The organism is Paraburkholderia sp. SIMBA_054, from assembly GCF_046534875.1.
GTDB lineage: Bacteria > Pseudomonadota > Gammaproteobacteria > Burkholderiales > Burkholderiaceae > Paraburkholderia > Paraburkholderia hospita.
Map to the genome: position 1 here is coordinate 1 of NZ_JAWRXV010000048.1, position 20,064 is coordinate 20,064.

Genomic DNA, 20,064 nt, shown 5'->3' on the forward strand with positions numbered 1-20,064 from the left:
CGGCGGCAAAGAAAAGTAGGTGCCGCCCCGCACAGGGGCGACGCTTGAAGCACGCTAACAAAGCGCGGATGCCAGCGAAAAGCAAAGCACACCAAACTAAAAGCAAAAACCAAAAAAACGGCGGCCTCAGAAAGAGAACCGCCGTCCGCAGGACAACAAAAAAATCAACCAGTATTTCTCAACCCAGCCGCAATCCCATTGATAGTCAAATGAATCCCACGCCGCACGCGGACATTGTCATCCCCAGCGCGATGGCGCTTGAGCAACTCCACCTGCAAGTGATTCAATGGATCAAGATAAGGAAACCGATTCTTAATAGACCGCGCGAGCAAAGGATTATCCGCGAGCCGCTCCTTCTTCCCGGTAATCTCAGAAAGCACATTGGACGTGCGCTCCCACTCCGCGACAATCCGCTCGAACACATGCTTACGCAGCTTCTTATCAGCCACAAGCGCGGCATAACGCGACGCCACCGCGAGATCGGTCTTAGCCAGCACCATATCCATATTCGACAGCAGGTTCGCGAAAAACGGCCACGCCTTATGCATCTTGCGCAGCAGATTCACACGACGCTCACGCTCCGTGTTCGTGCCCGCCGCATCGAGCCAACCGGAAACCGCGCTACCAAACCCATACCAACCCGTCAGCAGCAGCCGGCATTGTCCCCATGAGAAACCCCATGGAATCGCCCGCAGATCCTCGATCTTGCGCTGCTTCGGGTCCTGCAGCTTGCGCGACGCCGGCCGGCTGCCGATATTCAACTCGGCGATCTCCGCAATCGGCGTCGACGAGAAGAAGTATTCGGTGAAGCCCGGCGTCTCGTAGACAAGCGCACGGTACGACGCCATCGCCGCATCCGACAGCGTCTGCATCACTTCTTCGAAGTCGGGCAGTTGCGAAGGCGCATTGCCGTGCGGCAGCAACGACGCTTCGAGCGTCGCCGCAACGACGGTCTCCAGATTACGTCGGCCGATGTCCGGGTTGCCGAACTTGCTCGCAATCACCTCGCCCTGTTCCGTCAGGCGAATCTGCCCATCGACCGTGCCCGGCGGCTGCGAAAGAATCGCCTGATAGGTCGGGCCGCCGCCGCGTCCAACCGTGCCGCCGCGTCCATGGAACAGCCGCAGCGTGATGCCGCGCTCATTGAACAGCGACACCAGCGCCAGTTCCGCGCGGTACAGCTCCCAGTTCGACGTCAGGAAGCCGCCGTCCTTGTTGCTGTCCGAATAGCCGAGCATCACTTCCTGCTCGTTGCCCTGGTTCTCGATGACGGTATCGATGCCCGGCAGCGCCAGCAGGTCGCGCATGATATGTGACGCGTTGCGCAAGTCGGGAATCGTCTCGAAGAGCGGGATCACCATTAGGCCCGCGCGCGCCGGATCGACCGGGTTGCCGAGCGCGCCTTGCAGCAGGCCCGCTTCCTTTTGCAGCAGCATCACTTCGACCAGATCGCTCACCGTCTCCGTGTGCGAAATGATGTAGTTGCGCACCGCGCGCGCGCCGAACTTCTCGCGCGTCACGCGCGCCTGTTCCAGCACGCCGAGTTCGCTCTTCACCAGATCCGAGTACTCGACATACGGCGAGCGCAGCAGGCGCGGCTGCGCGAGCTCGGCGAGCAGCACGCGCAGCTTGTCGGCTTCCGAAAGCGCCGCGTAGTCGCTTTCGACTCCCGCGCGCCGCAGCAGCTCTGCGATCACTGCTTCGTGGATGTCGGAGCTCTGGCGCAGATCGATGCTCGCGAGGTGGAAGCCGAACACTTCAGCGGCGCGCGTCAGCGGCGACAGACGAGGCGTCGCCAGCGACGCGCCGTGATGCTCGGTGAGCGAATCGATCAGCACGTGCAGATCGCGCACGAACTCGGACGAATCGTCGTAGGGAATCGCGCGAATCTTCGGCGCGCCGGGGCCGGCGCTGCGCAGCGGCACGACGCCTTCGCCGAGCCTCACGCGCGCACTCGCGCCGAGCCGCGTGTAAATGCCGATCAGCGCGCGCCGGTACGGTTCGTCCGTGCGGTGCGGCGAGTGATCGGGCGAGGCTTCCGCGAGCGCCTTCAGTTCGTCGCTAGCGCCCGCCAGCAGGTTCGACACCGACAGTTCCGCGCCGAGCTTGTGCACCTGTTCCAGATAGTGCTCGAAGATCACCGCGGCCTGGCGCGTGATCGCGTTTTCGAGCGTCTCGCCCGTGACGTTCGGATTGCCGTCGCGGTCGCCGCCAATCCAGCTGCCCATCTGGAAGAAGGGCGGCAGACGCGCATCGAGGCCGTGCTCGACGAGCGCTTCTTCGATGTCGGCGTAGAGCGCCGGAATTTCTTCGAGGAACGTCGCGCGGTAAAACGACAGCGCGTTCTCGATTTCATCGGCGACCGTCAGGCGCGAGTCGCGCAGCATGCGCGTCTGCCACAGCGACGTCACGCGCGCGCGCAGCAGCGATTCGTTCTGCAGACGCTCGCGCGCCGTCAGCGGCTGGTCGCGTTCGGCGAGCAGGCGCGCGATGTCGTGCTGCGCGTCGAGAATGCTCTTGCGCTGCACTTCCGTCGGGTGTGCCGTCAGCACGGGGACGATCAGCGCGTCGTTGAAGAACTGCTGCAGCACGGGCGTGGCGGCGGCGTTCGCTTCGACGAGCCGGTCGAGCGCATGCGCGATCGTGCCCGGCTGCGACGTCGAGCCGGCCAGATCGTGAATCCGGTGCCGGCGATTGCGATGACGGTCTTCGGCGATGTTCGCGAGGTGCGAGAAGTAGCTGAACGCGCGCACCACGCTTACCGTCTGTTCGGGCGACAGCGCGCGCAGCTTCTTGTCGAGCGCCTGCGCGGCGACGCTGTCGTCCTCGCGGCGAAAGCGCACGGCCGTCTGACGAATCGTTTCGACGACGTCGAACACCGCGTCGCCTTCCTGCTCGCGCACCACGTCGCCGAGCAGCCGTCCCAGGTAGCGGATGTCTTCGAAGAGCGGCTGGTCCTTGTCTTCACGCGTGCGGGCGTTGTCCTTCATTTGCGGCGCCGCGCCATTCTTCGGTTCTTTCGACGCGCGCGCGGTCTCCTGCTTGCCGGCGCCGTCGGCCTTAATTCGTTTCGGGGCGCCTTTGGCGGGCGCCTTGGTCTTCGAGGATTTGCCGGTTTTGCCGGAGTCGAGGGCTTGCGTTGCCTTCAGGGCCTTGGCGGCCTTGACAGCGGAAGCGGCGGGAGCGGCCGATGCGGTATTGACGGCATCGGGCGAGGCAGTAGTGCGGCGGGCAGGGCGCGCCGATCCGGAAGACGTCACGATGTTTCCTCAGGAAAGCCAGGGTCTAAGAATGGTGAACTGCAACTGCGGGTACAGCGGGGAACTGCGTTCAAAGCCTGTCAGCGATGCGGCGCGCGCGGCGGAGGAGAGCCGGTTGCGCGTGGTGCGCCGCACTAAATCATCGCGCATGCGGCGCATTGACGCGCGAACGACCGTGCTGGGGCTTCTGGCGGCCACGCGAGTCACGATCGATGCGGCTATGGACGGCTCAGCGTGGATGAATCCGCAGGCCTGTCTCCTCTGGTTCTATGGCGGTTGACGGAAGTAAGCGCTTAGCGCCAACCACCGTCTCGCGCAAGTACCGTCGCGCTGCTTTGGCATGGCCGTGCGGCCAGCGAGAGGTTGCCAAAGCGCGTGCTAACATTCTTTGTTATCACATCCCGTCGTTCAATGAATCAAACAATGAATTCCGAGACGCTTGCGCCCACTCCGCCCGCCACGCTAGTCATCGCGTCGCGGGAAAGCCGGCTTGCCATGTGGCAAGCCGAGCATGTGCGGTGTGCGCTGCACAAATTATATCCATCTTGTGACGTAAAAATCCTCGGAATGACGACACGCGGCGATCAGATTCTCGATCGGACGCTGTCGAAGGTCGGCGGCAAAGGGCTGTTCGTGAAGGAACTGGAGAACGCGCTGGTCGACGGCCGCGCCGATCTCGCCGTCCATTCGCTGAAAGACGTGCCGATGGAACTGCCCGAAGGCTTCGCGCTGTCGACCATCATGGAGCGCGAGGATCCGCGCGACGCGTTCGTCTCCAGCCAGTACGACTTGCTGGCCGCGCTGCCGCCCGGCAGCGTGGTGGGTACGTCGAGCCTGCGCCGCGAAGCGATGCTGCGCACGCGCTATCCCGACCTCGTCGTGAAACCGTTGCGCGGCAATCTCGACACGCGCCTCGCGAAGCTCGACCGCGGCGATTACGCGGCCATCATTCTGGCGGCGGCCGGTCTCAAGCGTCTGGGCCTGGGCGACCGAATCCGCTCGCTGCTCGATCCCGCCGACAGCCTGCCCGCCGCGGGCCAGGGCGCGCTCGGCATCGAGATCCGCGCGGACCGCGCCGACCTCGCCGCATGGCTTGCGCCGCTGCATCACGAGCACACGGCGGCCGCGGTCGAAGCGGAGCGCATGGTGTCGCGCGCGCTAGGCGGCAGTTGCGAAGTGCCGCTCGCCGCTTACGCGACCTGGCATGACGGCGCGCTGCATCTGCGTGGCGTCGTCGCGACACCCGACGGCCAGCGCGTGCTGTCCGCGCAAGCCTCGGCGCCCGCGGCGACCACGGACGCCGCGCTCGAACTGGGCCGCGAGGTCGCGAGCCAGCTCGAAGCGCAGGGCGCACTCGAAATAGTCCGCGCGCTCACCACGGCGAGCGGCCCGGCTGCTTCCGCGTGATGGCGGCCGACTCGAACCCGACACCCGACGCATTGCCGTCCAGGGACGGCACAGGCGCATCGCATGCGACGCATCTGACCGTCGTGCTGACCCGTCCGGCGGGACAGTCCGACGCGCTTGCGAAGACGCTGCACGACGCGGGTGTCGCCACCGTCGAATTTCCTCTGATCGATATCGCCGCAGCGGACGACGAAGCGCCGCTGCGAGCATCGCTTGCGTCGCTCGACCGATACGCGCTGGTCGTCTTCGTGTCGCCGAATGCCGTCGATTACGCGTTCGCGAGCCACGACGCGATCTGGCCGCACGCGCTGCCCGTCGGCGTGGTCGGTCCAGGCAGCGTCGCCGCGCTCGCGAAGCACGGCGTCGAAACGCCCGCGTACCAGGTGATCAGCCCGGGCGCATCGGCCGATGACCACGACGGCGCGCGCTTCGACTCCGAGGCGCTATATGCGGCGATCGAAGCGTCGCTTGGCGACAACGCCTTCGAAGGCAAACGCGTGCTGATCGTGCGCGGCGATGGCGGCCGCGAATGGCTGGCCGACCGTCTGCGCGAAGCGGGCGCCGAAGTCGAGACGGTCGCGGCCTACCGGCGCCTCGTGCCCGACCCGTCGATCGGCGCATGGTCGCGCATCCACACGCTGCTGTCGGACGAATCCAGGACGCCGCACGCGTGGCTCGTGACGAGTTCCGAGGGCGTGCGCAATCTCGCCGAGCTTGTGCACGACCACCTGACGGCGAGCGAGCAGGCGCAACTGAAGCGCGCGATGTTCGTCGCGCCCCATCCGCGCATCGCGGAAACCGCGCGGGCATTGGGTTTTGATAGCATTACGGTGTCCGGTGCGGGCGATGAACGGATCGCCCGCGCGCTGTTGTCTCTCGCGGCACCTTTTGAAGTTCAACCGGTCCAGTCCAACCCGGCACAAGAACGCATGTCTGATACCAACGCATCCACGACCCCCACGCCCCCGACGTCCAACTCCGCGCCGCGGCCCGCCACTGCGCTGCCGCCGAATCAACCCTTTACGCCCTATGAAATGCAGCAGGCCAAGCCCAAGGGCAACGCGCTGCTTTGGGTTGTCATCGCGCTGGTGCTCTTTGCGGCGATCGCGGGCGGCATTGCACTGAACCGCAGGGTCATCAAGCTCGATCAGCAACTGTCGCACCGCCAGCAGGCCAACGATTCGCAGACGGCCGAGTTGCGCGTGAAGACCGAGCAGGCCGTCGCCACCGTGCGTCAGGCCGATGCGCAGATCGCGCAGCTCGAAGGCAAGCTCGCCGACGCGCAGAATGCGCAGAACGCGTTGCAGCAGCAATACGCGGATCTCGCGCGCAATCGCGACGACTGGACGATGGCCGAAGTCGGCCAGATGCTGTCGGCCGCGAGCGAGCAACTGCAACTGACAGGCAACACGCAACTCGCGCTATTTGCGCTGCAGAGCGCGGACACGCGCCTCGCCGCGTCGGACGGCGCGCAAGTGCTGGCCGTACGCAAGGCGATTGCGCAGGACATCGACAAGCTGAAATCCGCGCCGTCCACTGACCTGACGGGCCTCGCCATCAAGCTCGACAACGCGATCGATCAGATCGACCAGCTGCCGCTTTCGGGCGAGGCGCCGATTGCACACGCCACGCCGCATGCGTCCACGCCGAAGGATGTCGACCGCGTTGCGGCCGCCACGGGCGAACCGAAGTGGAAAGTGTGGTGGAACCAGCTCATCGTGGGTATTGGCCAGCAGTTGACGAGTCTCGTGCAGGTGCGCCGCATCGACCACGCCGACGCGATGCTCGTCGCGCCCGATGAGGGCTACTTCGTGCGCGAAAACCTGAAGATGCGCCTGCTGTCCGCCCGTCTCGCGCTGCTCGCGCGCAACCAGACGACGCTCAAGTCCGACCTTCACGCCGCGGACAACGCGCTCGCGCGCTACTTCGACGGGTCGTCGAAGCAGGTGCAGACGGTACGCGACCTCGTGAAGCAGGTCGACGACGGCTCGGGCGCTGTCGACGTGCCGAACCTGGATACGAGCCTGCAGGCCGTGCATCAATACCGGACGCGGGGTTAATCATGGCGCTGCGTGGACTTCTCTGGCTCGCTTTCCTGTTCGCGATCGCCGTGGTGCTCGCGATCGTCGGTCGCTTCGACACAGGGCAGGTGTTGCTGGTCTATCCGCCGTATCGGATCGATATTTCGCTGAACCTGTTCATTGTCGGGATCATCGTCGCGTTCATCGTGATTTATGCGTTGCTGCGCATCGTGCGCAACATCTGGCGCATGCCGCAGCGCGTCGCGGCGTATCGCTCGCGTCAGCGGGTCGCGAAGGCGCATGCGGCGTTGCGCGATGCGATCGGCAATCTGTACGCGGGCCGCTTCTCGCGCGCCGAGAAAGCTGCGCGCGACTCGCTCACCAATCCCGACAACAAGGGTGCGGCGGGCCTGATCGCCGCGAACGCCGCGCACCGGATGCACGAGTACGCACGTCGCGACGAATATCTCGCGCAGATCGATTCGACTGACTGGCAAGACGCGCGCCTGATGGCGACGGCCGACATGCGTGCCGATGGCCGCGATGCGGATGGCGCGTTGCTCGCGTTGACCGAAATGCAGTCGCAGGGCGGTCGGCGCATTCACGCGCAGCAGATTGCGTTGCGCGCGCAGCAGCAGTTGAAGAACTGGGGCGAAGTGCTCAAGCTGGTTAAGACGCTTGAGAAGCGCGAGGCGATTCATCCCGCTGTTGCCGTGCGTTTGCGGCAGCTTGCGGCGGAGAATCTGCTGCGCGATCGCAGGCACAATGCTGATGCGCTGCTCGAACTGTGGCATTCGCTGACGCCTGTTGAGCGGCATTCGCCGCGGCTTGCGGATGTCGCGGCTGAGTTGCTGGTCGCGTTGGGTCGTCCGCTGGATGCGCGGAAGATTGTTGAAGAGGCGCTCGCGCAGAATTGGGATGCGCGGTTGTTGCGGCGTTATCCTGACACCACTGGCGGTGACGCGTTGCCGTTGATTCAGAAGGCTGAAGCCTGGCGGAAGGAGCGTCCTGACGACGCGGATCTGATGTTTGCGCTTGGGCGGTTGTGTCTGCATCAGCAGTTGTGGGGGAAGGCGCAGTCGTTTCTTGAGCAGGCGCTCAAGCTTGCTGATAACGAGACTTTAAAGATTCGGTCGCATCGGGCGTTGGCGAGGTTGCATGAGCAACTCGGGGATGTTGATAAGGCTAGCGCGCATTATCGGGAGAGTGCGTTGGCTATGAATGTGGTTTAGGTTTTTTTTGTCTGCGACGCTTTGGGTGGTTTGCTTGTGCTTTTTGCTCGCATCCGCGGTGTGGTGCGTTTTGGCTTTTCGCTGGCATCCGCGCTATGCCTTCGTGCTTCAAGCGTCGCCCCTGTGCGGGGCGGCACCTACTTTTCTTTGCCGCCGCAAAGAAAAGTAGGCAAAAGAAAGCGGCTCACACCGCCAGTTCTTGTATTTGCCTGAGGGCCCCCGAAGGTTCTTACGCTTCACGCGGCAACCACGTGACCCACGTTCGTTGCCAGCGCTCTTGCGGTGCGCCTCACCCGCTTCACGCGCCCGCGTTGCGGCACGCTGTACCAGATATTCCACGGCCGCCCAGGTGGCAAACTGTGTGTAGGCCGTAGCGCCACACACGCCTCACTTCGGACCGATTGCGCACGCGTTCCACCCTGTAAGAGCGCCAAGCTATACGCCGCGACAACCTACACACAGTTTGCCACCTGGGCGGCATATACCGTTCGCTGCCGTGAGCCCATGTACGAGTGTTTGAAGCGGGTGAGGCGATCATTCGAAGCGTTGGCGACGAACGCGAACAGAAATGCTGCCGTGTGAAGCGTAAGACCCTTTGGGGGCCCTCAGGCAAGAAGAAATGTTGGCGGTGTTAGCCGCTTTCTTTTGCCTACTTTTCTTTGCGGCGGCAAAGAAAAGTAGGTGCCGCCCCGCACAGGGGCGACGCATGAACGGCAGACACCGCAACGCGGATGCCAGCGAAAAGGCAAACGCACAGGGGCGACGCATGAACGGCAGACACCGTAACGCGGATGCCAGCAAAAACCACAAGCAAACCAAACCGTCCGCGCCACAAAGTCAAACGGCCGAATGCCAGAGCAAAGGCAAAAAACCGGCAAAAGCACCGGCAGTGCTCACTTATTCACTAGCCTGGAAGGCACACTAACCGCCAGCACACCTCCAAGAATCATAAACGCGGCAAGCATATACATCCCAGCCGCATTCCCCGCGGTAGCCTGCTTCAGCCATCCCACCGCATAAGGACTAAGAAACCCCGCCAGATTCCCAATCGAATTAATCAGCGCAATCCCGGCGGCCGCGCCCGTACCAGCAAGAAACGAAGTAGGCAAACTCCAAAACAGCGGCAGCGTAGTGAGAATGCCCATAGTAGCAAGCGTAAGCCCAGCCATCGCTAGCGTCGTGTCGTGCGCCCACACGACAGAAAGCACCAGCCCAAGCGCCCCCACAAATCCCGGCACAGCAACGTGCCAGCGACGCTCCCGCATACGATCGGCGCTACGCGCAACGAACACCATCGCCACCACGGCAGCAGCGAACGGAATCGCCGACAACAGCCCAATCGTGAACGCGTCAGTGACGCCCGTCGATTTGATAATGGTCGGCAGCCAGAAGCTCACACCATAAAGCCCCATTACAAACGAAAAATAGATCAGGCTCATCATCAGCACGCGCGGGCTCATCATCACCTTGCCGATAGCATGATCTTCCTTCGTCGCGTCTTCGGCCGCGATGTTGCGCTCCAGCAGCTCGCGCTCTTCCTTCGTGAGCCACTTCGCCTTCGAGATGCGGTCGTCCAGCACGATGAACACCAGAATGCCGACGATGATCGACGGTATCCCTTCGAGCAGGAAAAGCCACTGCCAGCCATGCCATCCGTTCGCGCCGTCGAACGACTTCAGGATGTAGCCCGAGATCGGCCCGCCAACCACGCCTGAAATCGCAATCGCCGTCATGAACCAGGTCGTCATGCGCCCGCGCCGGTGCGCCGGATACCAGTAGGTCAGATACAGGATGATGCCGGGGAAGAAGCCCGCTTCCGCCAGGCCGAGCAGAAAGCGCATCACGTAGAACATCGTCGGCGTGGTGACGAACATCGTCAGCATCGACACGATGCCCCACGTCACCATGATCCGCGCAATCCAGACCCGCGCGCCGACGCGATGCAAGATGATGTTGCTCGGCACTTCGAAGATGAAATAACCGATGAAGAATATCCCCGCGCCAAAGCCGTAGACGGCGTCGGAAAGGCCCAGGTCCGCGCTCATGCCGAGTTTCGCGAAGCCGACGTTCACGCGGTCCAGATAGGCCACGACATAGCTGAGCATCAACAGTGGCGTCAGGCGCCAAGCGACTTTTCTGTAGGTCGCCTCTTCAAAGGTGGAAGGCGGCGCACCTGCGCCGGGATGGTGGAGTGGATTCGCAGGACTGGACACGCTTGTCTCCTATCGACCGGCGTCGGCGCGGCAGCGCTTCACGCTGGTCTTACGCAAAGCTCGTTATTGTGGAAATGTCGTACCGCCGTTCGCGATTCTAAACTTTCAACGGGCGCTGAATAGCCGCCCCAGCGTCGGGGAAAACACTGATTTTTCAAAGGTTAAGGCGCATTTTCGCCGGGCGGTGCGAGCGAGCGCGCCGCCCGCTGCGCTACACGCAGCGTCCGCCGTCCACTTCGAGACACACGCCCGTGATGAACTCCGCTTCATCGGACGCGAGATAGAGCGCGGCGTTTGCGATGTCCTGCGGGGTCGAGAAGCGGCCCAGCGGGATGCCCGCCAGAAACTTCTGCCGGTTCTCCGGCGTGTCGTCGACGCCCATGAACTCGGTCAGCAAACCCGTCTCGCCGATCACCGGGTTCACGCAGTTCACGCGGATGCGATCCGGCCCAAGCTCGACGGCCAGTGCCTTGCTCGCGACGATCACTGCGCCCTTGCTGCCGTTGTACCAGACGAGACCCGGACGCGGCCGCACGCCCGCCGTCGAAGCGATATTGACGAACACGCCGCCGCCTTGCTCGCGGAAGTACGGCACGAATGCCTGCACGCTCCAGTAGATGCTCTTCACGTTGACGGCATACACGCGATCGAATTCGTCTTCCGTCACGTCGAGCACGGGCTTGTTGCGATGCGTGGTGCCTGCATTGTTGACGACGATCTGCACGCTGCCGAAGTCTTCGATCGCGGCGGCGCGCAGCGCACTCCAGTCGCTCGCGCGCGTCACGTCGCCCGCGACGGCGATGGCCTTGCCGCCCGCCAGCGCGATCTCGCTTGCGACGCGTTCGGCCGCCGCGCCGTTCAGATCGTTGACCACGACGTTCGCGCCTTCGCGCGCATATGTCTTCGCGATGCCTTCGCCGAAGCCCGAGCCGCCGCCCGTGACGATGGCCGTTTTGCCGGTCAACCGCATGATGTCTCCTGTTGTTGTAAATGCAAAAACGCCTGGGTTGTCTTGAGTCAGTCGTGCGTCAGCCGTGCCTGATCGCGACGGTCTTCAACACTGTGAAGCCATACAGCGCTTCAAAGCCTTTTTCGCGGCCGTGTCCCGAATGCTTGACGCCGCCGAACGGCAATTCGACGCCGCCACCCGCGCCATAGTTATTGATGAACACCTGGCCCGAGCGCACGCGGCGCGCAATGCGCATCTGCCGGCCGCCGTCGCGCGTCCATACGCCTGCGACGAGTCCGTAGGGCGTGCCGTTCGCGAGCGTGAGCGCTTCCTCTTCGTCGGCGAAGGGCAGCGCGGCGAGCACGGGGCCAAACACTTCTTCGTGCGCGAGCCGATGGGTGGGCGGCACGTCGCGCAACAAGGTCGGCGCCTGATAGAAGCCTGTTTCCGGCGCTTCCGCGATCACTTCGCCGTGCGCCGCCATCGCGATGCCGTCGTGCTGCGCGTCGGAGAGGAAATCCCATACGCGGCGCTGCTGCTTCGCACTGATCAGCGGCCCGCAATCGAGGTCCGCGTGCGCCGGACCGACGCGCAATGCATTGAACGCGGTGGCGAGGCGGTCGAGCAGCGGCTCGTAGATGCTCCGCTCGATCAGCACGCGGCTGCCCGCCGAGCAGGTTTGCCCCGCGTTCTGCACGATCGCGTTGACGAGCGAGGGTAGCGCGGCGCCGAGATCGGCGTCCGCGAAGACGATTTGCGGCGACTTGCCGCCCAGTTCGAGCGTGACGGGCACGTGGTTTTCGGCGGCCATCTGTGTGACGAGCTTGCCCGTATCGGGCGAGCCGGTGAACGAGATGTGATCGATGCCGGCATGGCGCGCGAGCGCGGCGCCTGCTTCGTGTCCGAAGCCGGTGACGATATTGAGCGCGCCCGCGGGCAGGCCGGCTTCGGCTGCCAGTTCGGCGACGCGCAGCACGGAGAGGCACGCATCTTCGGCGGGCTTCACGACGCACGCATTGCCCGCCGCGAGCGCCGCGCCGACGCTGCGCCCGAAGATCTGCATTGGGTAGTTCCACGGCACGATGTGACCCGTGACGCCATGCGGCTCGCGGATCGTGAAGACGGTGTAGCCGTTCTGATAGGGCAGCGTTTCGCCGTGCAGCTTGTCGGCGGCACCTGCATAGAACTCGAAGTAGCGCGCAAGCGCGGCCGCGTCGCCGCGCGCCTGCCTGAGCGGCTTGCCCGTGTCGCGTGCTTCGAGCTGCGCCAGTTCCTCGTGGCAGGCGGCGACGAGCATCGACAGCCGGTAGAGCAGGCGTCCGCGCTCGGCGGCGCTCACGGCGCCCCATGCGCCTTCATAGGCGCGGCGCGCGGACTGGACGGCGATGTCGATGTCGGCGGCCGTGCCGCGCGCGAGCGTGGCGAACGGCTGGCCGTCGGAAGGATCGATGACGGGGATCGTCTCCCCGTTCGACGACGCGGTCCATTCACCGCCGATGAAGTGTTTCGCTTCTTCCACACATGCTCCTTGCCCGGTTGGGCGGTCAGGCGGACATCGAAAGAAACAACGAAGGGATGACGAAAAGGACAGGCGGCGGTTGCGTTGCGCAGGCTTTGGCGAAGCGCAGCGGCCGGCCAGACGCGTGGCCGCCCGGCACGGTCACACGCGTAAGACGATTATCGCGCCGATCGCCACGCGGGTGTCATCGGCCGATTGGCTATAATGGCGCATTCCGCCGTGTCCGGGTTGCGGCGTTGGGTCCCGTATCGAGACGCAGCGCGCGCCGTGCGCCTTATTCCCATTTCTTCCTGATCAGAGAGCGCCATGAGCTTCAATCACGTTCCCCCTGGTAAAGACCTCCCGCAAGACTTCAACGTCATCATCGAAATCCCGGCGCAAAGCGATCCGGTGAAGTACGAGGCCGACAAGGATCTGGGCCTGCTCGTCGTCGATCGTTTCATCGGCACGGGCATGCGTTATCCCGCGAACTACGGCTTCATTCCGCAGACGCTGTCGGGCGACGGCGATCCCGTCGACGTGCTGGTGATCACGCCGTTCCCGCTGCTGGCTGGCTCGGTGGTGCGCGCGCGTGCGCTGGGCATGCTGCAGATGACGGACGAGTCGGGCGTCGACGCCAAGCTGATCGCCGTTGCGCACGACAAGATCTGCCCGATGACGGCGGACCTGAAGTCGATCGACGACGTGCCGCAGTATCTGAAGGACCAGATCAAGCACTTCTTCGAGCAATACAAGGCGCTCGAGAAGGGCAAGTGGGTGAAGGTGGAAGGCTGGGCGGGCATCGAAGCCGCGCACAAGGAAATCACGGAAGGCGCGGCGAACTACAAGAAGTAATTCGCGCGTTTTTCGAGTTTGGTTGCAAAAAGACGCTCCTTCGGGAGCGTCTTTTTTTTTGCTCTACCGATCCGACGCAGCGCTTGGCCGGATCAAATGCCGCGCTGCGTCAGCGCGGGCTGACCGTCGCGAGGCGGCTGCCCGCGAACGGGTCGTTGCGCCAATCGACCGTAGGGCGTTCCTGTTTGACCTTTTTCGCCGGCTTGCCGACCGCAAAGTGTTCCGGCGATTGGCCGGCGCTGACAGCGTTGCTGAGCCACTGGGGCATCGCACCGTTGCCGTCCCATGTTTCGCCAAATGGGCTGCGATATCGCACCGATTGCTGACGCCGACGTTCTTCGGCTAGCGCCGCGGCCAGGTCGGCCACCTTGATGCCGACCTTAGCCATGCGGCCGCGCAAATACGCAATCATGCTGTCACGCTTTCTTTCGTCCATTTTTTCACCTCAAGAGGCCTGGGTATCGCGTCGGGTATGGGAGCGTCGCCGGTTCTGAAGTGAGCGACGCCGTTGCAGTGACCAAAGTATCTGTTCGAGTCAAAACGGCGTCCAGACGCTTATCTTGAAAACACTGTTGCACGCTACGGACAAACCGCGCCGCGTCAGGTTTCTGGTTCGCCAGCCGCTTCTTCATCAGCCGCGACTTCCTCGATCACGGCAGGCAGCACGGATTCAAGCGTGCGCGCACCCGAAGCCAGTTCCCACTTCTGCGCGGGCGCAAGCTGCTTGACGCGGTATTCGGCGCGCGACGCGGTCGAACGGTCGGCCAGTTCGAACGACGCCAGCAGTCGCACCGGCTTGCGCGAGCGCGTATAGCGCGCGCCCGTGCCGCTGCAGTGCTTGTCGAAACGGGCCTGGACGTCGGTGGCGATGCCCGTGTAGACGCTGCCGTCCGAGCATTCGATCAGATACAGAAACCACGGCATGGCGCGCGCCTGTTCCTCGTTATTCCTTGAACGGATTGTGTTCGCGCAGTTCGTCGACATACGCGTGGATGTGATTCTTCTCGTTGTCGAGAAAGTGCGCGACGGCGTCCGAAAAGGCGGGATGCGCTAACCAGTGCGTCGAGCGCGTGACGGTCGGCATGAAGCCGCGCGCCATCTTGTGCTCGCCCTGCGCGCCGCCTTCGAAGACGCCGAGCTTCTGTTCGATGCAGAACTCCAGCGGCTGATAGTACGCGGTTTCGAAGTGCAGGCAGGGCACGTGTTCGAGCGCGCCCCAGTAGCGGCCATACAGCGTGCCGCCCGCATTTGCGCCGTCGCGCTGATAGACGACGAGCGCACTCGCGATCGGCTTGCCCTCGTACTCGGCGATCACCATCATCAGATTCTCCGGCATCGACGCGCCGATCATCCGGAAGAAGTCGAGATTCAGATACGGACTCGAAAAGTGCTCGCGGTACGTTTGCCGATAACACTTGCTGAAGAAGCGCCAGTCGGCGTCGCTGATGTCTTCGCCGAGCAAGCGCCGGAACGTGACACCCGCATCGCGCACTTTGCGCCGCTCCGCGCGGATGTTTTTGCGCTTCTTCTGTTCGAGCGTCGAGAGGAAGTCGTCGAAGTGGCGGTAGCCGTCGTTGAGCCAGTGAAACTGCACACCTTCGCGCTGCATCATGCCGAGATCGGTCAGCGCTTGCGCTTCGCTTTCCGTCGGAAACAGCACATGCAGCGACGACACGTCGGCCTGTTCCGCGAATGCGACGAGCGTTGCGGCGAGATGGCGCAGCGCGTGCGCGTCGGCGGCAATGAGGCGCGTGCCTTGCACGGGCGTGAAGGGCACTGCGCACAGCAGCTTCGGATAGTAGGGCAGGCCGTTGCGCTTGTACGCGTCGGCCCACGCCCAGTCGAACACGTACTCGCCGTACGAGTGTTCCTTCGCGTAGACGGGCGCGGCCGCGGCGAGCTTGCCCGTGCGCGGATCGGTCAGCGTGACGAATTGCGGCGCCCAGCCCGTATCCGCGACGGCGCATCGCGTCGCGTGCAGCGCGCTCAGGAATTCGTGGCGCAAGAACGGCGTCGGCTGCGCCTGCTGGTTGAGCAGCGCATTCCATTCGGCTGCATCGACTTCGAGTGGCGAAGCAAGAATGCCTGCGCGGTAATCAAAACGTTCCTGGTTCAATCTGTTCGACCGTTGGCGATCCCGTGACCGCGGTGCTTGCATTGTGCGGCGGCAGGATCTGATGAGGCTGATAGGCGAATGTCGCGCGCTTCGTTTTGCTGGCACCCGGATACATCGGCACTGGGCGCAGGCGTGACCGCGGCGCGGCGAACGGCCATGTTAAAGCAAATGCGCGCCCCTAGCGCGCGGCGTGGCCCGCACGCACACGCGATCGAGACCTTGAATGCGCTTACGGCTTATCATCTACGCTGATCGATAGCAGCTGTTTCGCGCGCGACCGCTTCTCCCTGTTCGCGCGCATTGGGAATCTCGAACATGAAAGGCAACTTCTTCAACCTGTATTCGCACCGTTTTGCGCGTGTCGCGGTGGGCGTGCCGCGCTGCCGCGTCGCCGATCCGGCCTTCAACGCTGACGAGACGCTAGCGCTCGCGCGCGAGGCCGCGGCGAAAGGCGCGGCGCTCGTCGCGTTCCCCGAACTCGGCTTGCCCGCCTATACCTGCGACGACCTCTTTCATCAGCGTGCGCTGCTCGACGCATGCAAGACAGCGCTGGCAAAGATCGTCGAGGCGTCGAAGACGCTGCCCGTTGCGTTGATCGTCGGCATGCCGCTGCAGGTGGACCACAGCCTGTACAACTGCGCGATCGTCGTCGCGCGCGGTGTCGTGCTGGGGGCGGTGCCGAAGACTTACCTGCCGAACTATGGCGAGTTCTACGAGGCGCGCCAGTACACGCCCGCCGACAGCGCTGTCGCGCGCGACATCGAACTGCTCGGTAAGCAGGTGCCGTTCGGCGCGTCGCTGCTGTTCGAACTGACCGACGTGCCGGACTTCCGCTTCCACGTCGAGATCTGCGAGGACGTGTGGGTGCCCATTCCGCCGTCGTCGTTCGCGGCGCTCGCGGGCGCGACGGTGCTGGTGAATCTGTCGGCGTCGAACGTCGTGGTCGGCAAGTCGGGCTACCGGCATCAGCTCGTTGGCCAGCAGTCGGCGCGCTGTCTCGCGGCATATCTGTACACGTCGGCGGGACGCGGCGAATCGTCGACGGATATGGCCTGGGACGGCCAGGCGCTGATCTATGAGAACGGCGAGATGCTCGCCGAGTCCGAACGCTTTCTCGACGACTCGCACATGATTTTCGCGGACCTCGATCTCGAACGACTCTCGCACGAACGCATGCGGCAGACCACGTTCGGCATGTCGGTGCAGCGGCACAAAGATGAAGCGGCGAAGTTCCAGATCGTGCGCTTCGCGATCGGGCACGATGCGGCGCAGGCGCTGCCGCTCGCGCGCAAGGTCGAGCGCTTCCCATACGTGCCCGCGGATTCGCGCCGCCGCGACGAGCGCTGCAACGAGGTCTACAACATTCAGGTGCAGGCGCTCGTGCAGCGGCTGTCGGCGTCGAATATCCAGAAGGTGGTGATCGGCGTGTCGGGCGGGCTCGACTCGACGCACGCGCTGCTGGTCTGCGCGAAAGCGATGGACCGGCTGAAGCTGCCGCGCACCAACATCATCGGCGTGACGATGCCGGGCTTCGCAACCAGCGACCGCACGCTCAAGCAGGCGCGCGAGCTGATGGAAGTGGTCGGCTGTACGTCGATGGAAATCGATATCCGGCCAAGCTGCGAGCAGATGCTGAACGACCTTGGCCATCCGTACTCGGCGGGCGAGGCGAAGTACGACATCACGTTCGAGAATGTGCAGGCGGGCGAGCGCACGAACCATCTATTCCGTCTCGCCAACTTCCACAACGGCATCGTGATCGGCACGGGCGATCTGAGCGAGCTGGCACTCGGCTGGTGCACGTATGGCGTGGGCGATCACATGTCGCACTACAGCGTGAACGCAAGCGTGCCCAAGACGCTGATCACGCATCTGGTGCGTTGGGTCGCGGAGACGGGTGCCGTCGGCAAGAGCGGCTCGGACACGCTGCTCAACGTGCTCGCCACGGAAATCAGCCCCGAGCTCGTGCCGGCCAAATCGGCTGGCGCGATCGAGCAGAAGACGGAATCGTTCATCGGGCCATACGAGCTGCAGGACTTCAATCTGTTCTATATCTTGCGTTATGGGTTCTCGCCGTCGAAAGTCGCGTTCCTCGCGCTGCACGCATGGCGCGACAAGGAGCAGGGCGGCTGGCCGGAAGGCGCGCATGTCGAGCGCAACGAATACGATATCGCGGCGATCAAGCGCAATCTCGGCATTTTCCTGTGGCGCTTCTTCAAGACGAGCCAGTTCAAACGCAGTTGCGTGCCGAATTCGCCGAAGGTCGGCTCCGGTGGTTCGCTGTCGCCGCGTGGCGACTGGCGCGCGCCGAGCGATTCGGAAGCGACTGTCTGGACCGATGATCTCGCAACGGTTCCGGACAAAGCCGCCTGAAATCAGTCTTTATCTGCCGTTGAGCGCGGGTTACTGCACGCGTTGCCATGCCCGGTGCTGGCAACGTGTGCGCTGCGGCGTAGAATCAACGCATCTGAACCTTCCTTTTTCCGAACCGAGACGAGGCCCGCCATGAAACGCATTACCGCCGTCATCAAACCCTTCAAGCTCGACGAAGTCCGCGAAGCGCTCGCCGAAGTCGGCCTGACGGGGCTGACCGTTACTGAAGTCAAAGGCTTCGGCCGCCAGAAAGGACATACCGAGCTGTATCGCGGCGCTGAATACGTCGTCGATTTCCTGCCGAAAGTGAAGATCGAAGTCGTCGTCGCAAACGATCAGTGCGATCAGGTGATCGATGCCATCATCGGCGCGGCGCGCACGGGCAAGATCGGCGACGGCAAGATTTTCGTCGCGGATGTCGAACGCGTGATCCGTATTCGTACGGGTGAGGAGAACGAAGCGGCCGTGTGAGCTTCACTGCGGGCGTTGCGCCCGGCGATTGACATAGCGCATCGAAGAAGCATCGGCGTTGCACCGCGCCGGTGCTTTTCTGCACGAGCGAAGTGCCTGAGCGAAATAGATAAGACGCTTGCGCCTTCATCGCCCAGAAATAAAAAAAGGTGCGACACCCTTTCGGACATCGCACCGATACGCGCCTCTCGCAGCAGCGTGAAAACCGTTTCTGTTAAAGCTGTTCTGTTTGCACCGTCCGATTAGAACGAGTGCTGGATACCTGCGTACACGCCCGTCTGGCTGTGGCCGGGCAACGGGTTGTCCGTTGCGACTGCCGTGCCGGAGTTGTTGGCGTTCAAGCCGTAGTTAGCACCCTTGCTGTTCTGCACCGTTGCGACTTGCAGGTCCAGCAGCGTGCGCTTCGACAGGTTGTACGAGCCGCCGACCGTGTAGATCGTCGCGTTACCCGCGCCATTGTTGCCGTTCACGTGATACACGGCAGCGATCAGAGCTGCAGCCGGCGTGGCTTGCCACGTGACACCGCCCCATTCGTGATCGAGCGTCGTCGGCTGACCCGGCAGAACTGCCGTTGCGCCCGACGTGCGGACCGCTTGGTAGGCAGCCTGGATCTTGAACTGACCGAGGAACACGTTCACGAGAGCCGAGTATTCGCGCGATGCTGCGAACACGCCCGTGCCGATGTTGCCGGTGTTCGTGGCATCGCCTGACGGACCAAACAGTCCACCGTTTGCCGGATTGCGGATTTCGTCATAGAGACCGCGGATCTGGAACAGCGATGACGTGTACGTGACCTGTGCACCAGCTTCACGGCCTTGCGGCGTCGTGCCGTTACCGTTCCAGTTCGTTGCGTTCGACAGCGCGTATTGACCGTAGAAGTCAAAGCCTGCGATCTTCGGCGACTGGTAGGCTACGTTGTTGCTCGACTGCGGCCAGTTGCGGCCACGAACCAGCGATGCCGACGACCAGTTCGACTGACCGAACGGATCGAAGTCCCACACGCCGTTCGAGATGAAGAGCATGCGGCCCATCGTGAACGTACCGTATTGATCGCTCGCGAAGCCGACGGTTGCCCAACGATTGAAGAGACCGCCGCCGCCAGGGCCAGCACCCGTCATCGTGTTGAACGAGCCTTCCAACTGGAACACGGCCTTGTAGCCGCCGCCCAGATCTTCAGCACCCTTCAAGCCCCACAGGCTGGTACCCCAGTCGCCGCTTTCCGCGCGGAAGCGGTGCGTGCTGTTTGTTGCCGAGCCGTTTACCTGATTCGACGGCACACCCGACATATACTCCAGACCAGCGTCCAGACGCCCGTACAGCGTCACGCTGCTCTGTGCGTGTGCGGCAACGCCGAAAGTCAGCAGCGCTGCGGCAGCCAAAGCTTTCTTCATCTTCTCCTCCATACCCTGTCAAAAAGTAAAGCCAGTACTGCGAGTGGTGCCCGGACGCCAGCGGCGCCGAGCAGGAATCTTTTCCAGGGAGATGCGCGGTGGCCGGTTGTGATGTCGACGTGCAGCCTTTCTGGCTGTCTGATCGTCATTCCGATCCCTCGCGACCGGTATCTCCTGTTTGTTCGTTTTGAAGTGAAACTACTTTTCTTGATCTTTGTTTTGCTACTTTCGTTACTAATTTAGCAAAATACCCTTCGGTTGGCGAATAAATTAGTGAT

General features: G+C 63.3%; 15 protein-coding genes. 7 read left to right on the forward strand and 8 right to left on the reverse strand.

Features of this window, described 5'->3' with window-relative positions; translation table 11 throughout:
* Positions 1 to 164: 164 nt before the first annotated feature.
* Positions 165 to 3,260: a phosphoenolpyruvate carboxylase gene (gene ppc / locus SB822_RS39560; protein WP_007588206.1), complete on the reverse strand. Its 3,096-nt coding sequence runs from the start codon at positions 3,258 to 3,260 to the stop codon at positions 165 to 167.
* A gap of 1 nt (position 3,261) precedes the next feature.
* On the opposite strand from ppc, the gene SB822_RS39565 reads away from it, so the two are divergent.
* The 4 genes from SB822_RS39565 (at position 3,262) to SB822_RS39580 (ending at position 7,920) form a co-directional block, all read left to right on the forward strand.
* On the forward strand, positions 3,262 to 3,540 hold the full coding sequence (locus SB822_RS39565) for a hypothetical protein (protein WP_236674045.1): 279 nt from the start codon (positions 3,262 to 3,264) through the stop codon (positions 3,538 to 3,540).
* A gap of 143 nt (positions 3,541 to 3,683) precedes the next feature.
* Positions 3,684 to 4,667, forward strand: a complete 984-nt coding sequence (hemC, locus tag SB822_RS39570) for a hydroxymethylbilane synthase (RefSeq protein WP_410857201.1) — start codon at positions 3,684 to 3,686, stop codon at positions 4,665 to 4,667.
* The gene (gene hemDX / locus SB822_RS39575) at positions 4,667 to 6,727 is read left to right on the forward strand and encodes a fused uroporphyrinogen-III synthase HemD/membrane protein HemX (protein WP_410857224.1); all 2,061 of its coding nucleotides are present in this window, start codon (positions 4,667 to 4,669) and stop codon (positions 6,725 to 6,727) included. The genes hemC and hemDX overlap by 1 nt, the downstream gene beginning before the upstream one ends.
* A gap of 2 nt (positions 6,728 to 6,729) precedes the next feature.
* Positions 6,730 to 7,920: a heme biosynthesis protein HemY gene (locus SB822_RS39580; protein WP_410857202.1), complete on the forward strand. Its 1,191-nt coding sequence runs from the start codon at positions 6,730 to 6,732 to the stop codon at positions 7,918 to 7,920.
* 893 nt (positions 7,921 to 8,813) lie between these two features.
* Here SB822_RS39580 and SB822_RS39585 read toward each other — a convergent pair.
* The 3 genes from SB822_RS39585 to SB822_RS39595 all read right to left on the reverse strand — a co-directional run bounded on the left by SB822_RS39585 (position 8,814) and on the right by SB822_RS39595 (position 12,601).
* A complete protein-coding gene (locus tag SB822_RS39585; protein ID WP_410857203.1) occupies positions 8,814 to 10,133 on the reverse strand; it encodes an MFS transporter in 1,320 nt (439 codons plus the stop codon).
* Between the two features lie 211 nt (positions 10,134 to 10,344).
* Positions 10,345 to 11,103 (reverse strand): SDR family oxidoreductase, encoded by a 759-nt coding sequence (locus SB822_RS39590; RefSeq protein WP_007744413.1) that lies wholly within the window; start codon positions 11,101 to 11,103, stop codon positions 10,345 to 10,347.
* A 58-nt stretch (positions 11,104 to 11,161) separates the two neighbouring features.
* Positions 11,162 to 12,601: an aldehyde dehydrogenase family protein gene (locus SB822_RS39595; RefSeq protein WP_410857204.1), complete on the reverse strand. Its 1,440-nt coding sequence runs from the start codon at positions 12,599 to 12,601 to the stop codon at positions 11,162 to 11,164.
* A 306-nt stretch (positions 12,602 to 12,907) separates the two neighbouring features.
* On the opposite strand from SB822_RS39595, the gene ppa reads away from it, so the two are divergent.
* Positions 12,908 to 13,435, forward strand: a complete 528-nt coding sequence (gene ppa, locus SB822_RS39600; protein WP_007587974.1) for an inorganic diphosphatase — start codon at positions 12,908 to 12,910, stop codon at positions 13,433 to 13,435.
* Positions 13,436 to 13,544: 109 nt separating this feature from the next.
* Here the strand turns inward: ppa and SB822_RS39605 are convergent, their stop codons facing one another.
* The 3 genes from SB822_RS39605 to SB822_RS39615 form a co-directional block, all read right to left on the reverse strand.
* On the reverse strand, positions 13,545 to 13,871 hold the full coding sequence (locus tag SB822_RS39605) for an H-NS family nucleoid-associated regulatory protein (RefSeq protein ID WP_410857205.1): 327 nt from the start codon (positions 13,869 to 13,871) through the stop codon (positions 13,545 to 13,547).
* A gap of 164 nt (positions 13,872 to 14,035) precedes the next feature.
* Positions 14,036 to 14,359 (reverse strand): GIY-YIG nuclease family protein, encoded by a 324-nt coding sequence (locus SB822_RS39610; RefSeq protein WP_410857206.1) that lies wholly within the window; start codon positions 14,357 to 14,359, stop codon positions 14,036 to 14,038.
* Between the two features lie 19 nt (positions 14,360 to 14,378).
* The gene (locus SB822_RS39615) at positions 14,379 to 15,551 is read right to left on the reverse strand and encodes a GNAT family N-acetyltransferase (protein WP_410857207.1); all 1,173 of its coding nucleotides are present in this window, start codon (positions 15,549 to 15,551) and stop codon (positions 14,379 to 14,381) included.
* A 315-nt stretch (positions 15,552 to 15,866) separates the two neighbouring features.
* Between SB822_RS39615 and SB822_RS39620 the strand changes: the two genes are divergently transcribed.
* Positions 15,867 to 17,924 carry an NAD(+) synthase gene (locus SB822_RS39620; protein ID WP_410857208.1) on the forward strand — a complete coding sequence of 686 codons (2,058 nt, stop codon included), beginning with the start codon at positions 15,867 to 15,869 and terminating at the stop codon, positions 17,922 to 17,924.
* Between the two features lie 132 nt (positions 17,925 to 18,056).
* Positions 18,057 to 18,395, forward strand: coding sequence for a P-II family nitrogen regulator (glnK, locus tag SB822_RS39625; protein ID WP_007587958.1), 339 nt, complete (start codon positions 18,057 to 18,059; stop codon positions 18,393 to 18,395).
* Between the two features lie 242 nt (positions 18,396 to 18,637).
* On the opposite strand, the gene SB822_RS39630 is transcribed toward glnK, so the two are convergent.
* Positions 18,638 to 19,786, reverse strand: a complete 1,149-nt coding sequence (locus tag SB822_RS39630) for a porin (RefSeq protein WP_079500122.1) — start codon at positions 19,784 to 19,786, stop codon at positions 18,638 to 18,640.
* Positions 19,787 to 20,064: the final 278 nt, after the last annotated feature.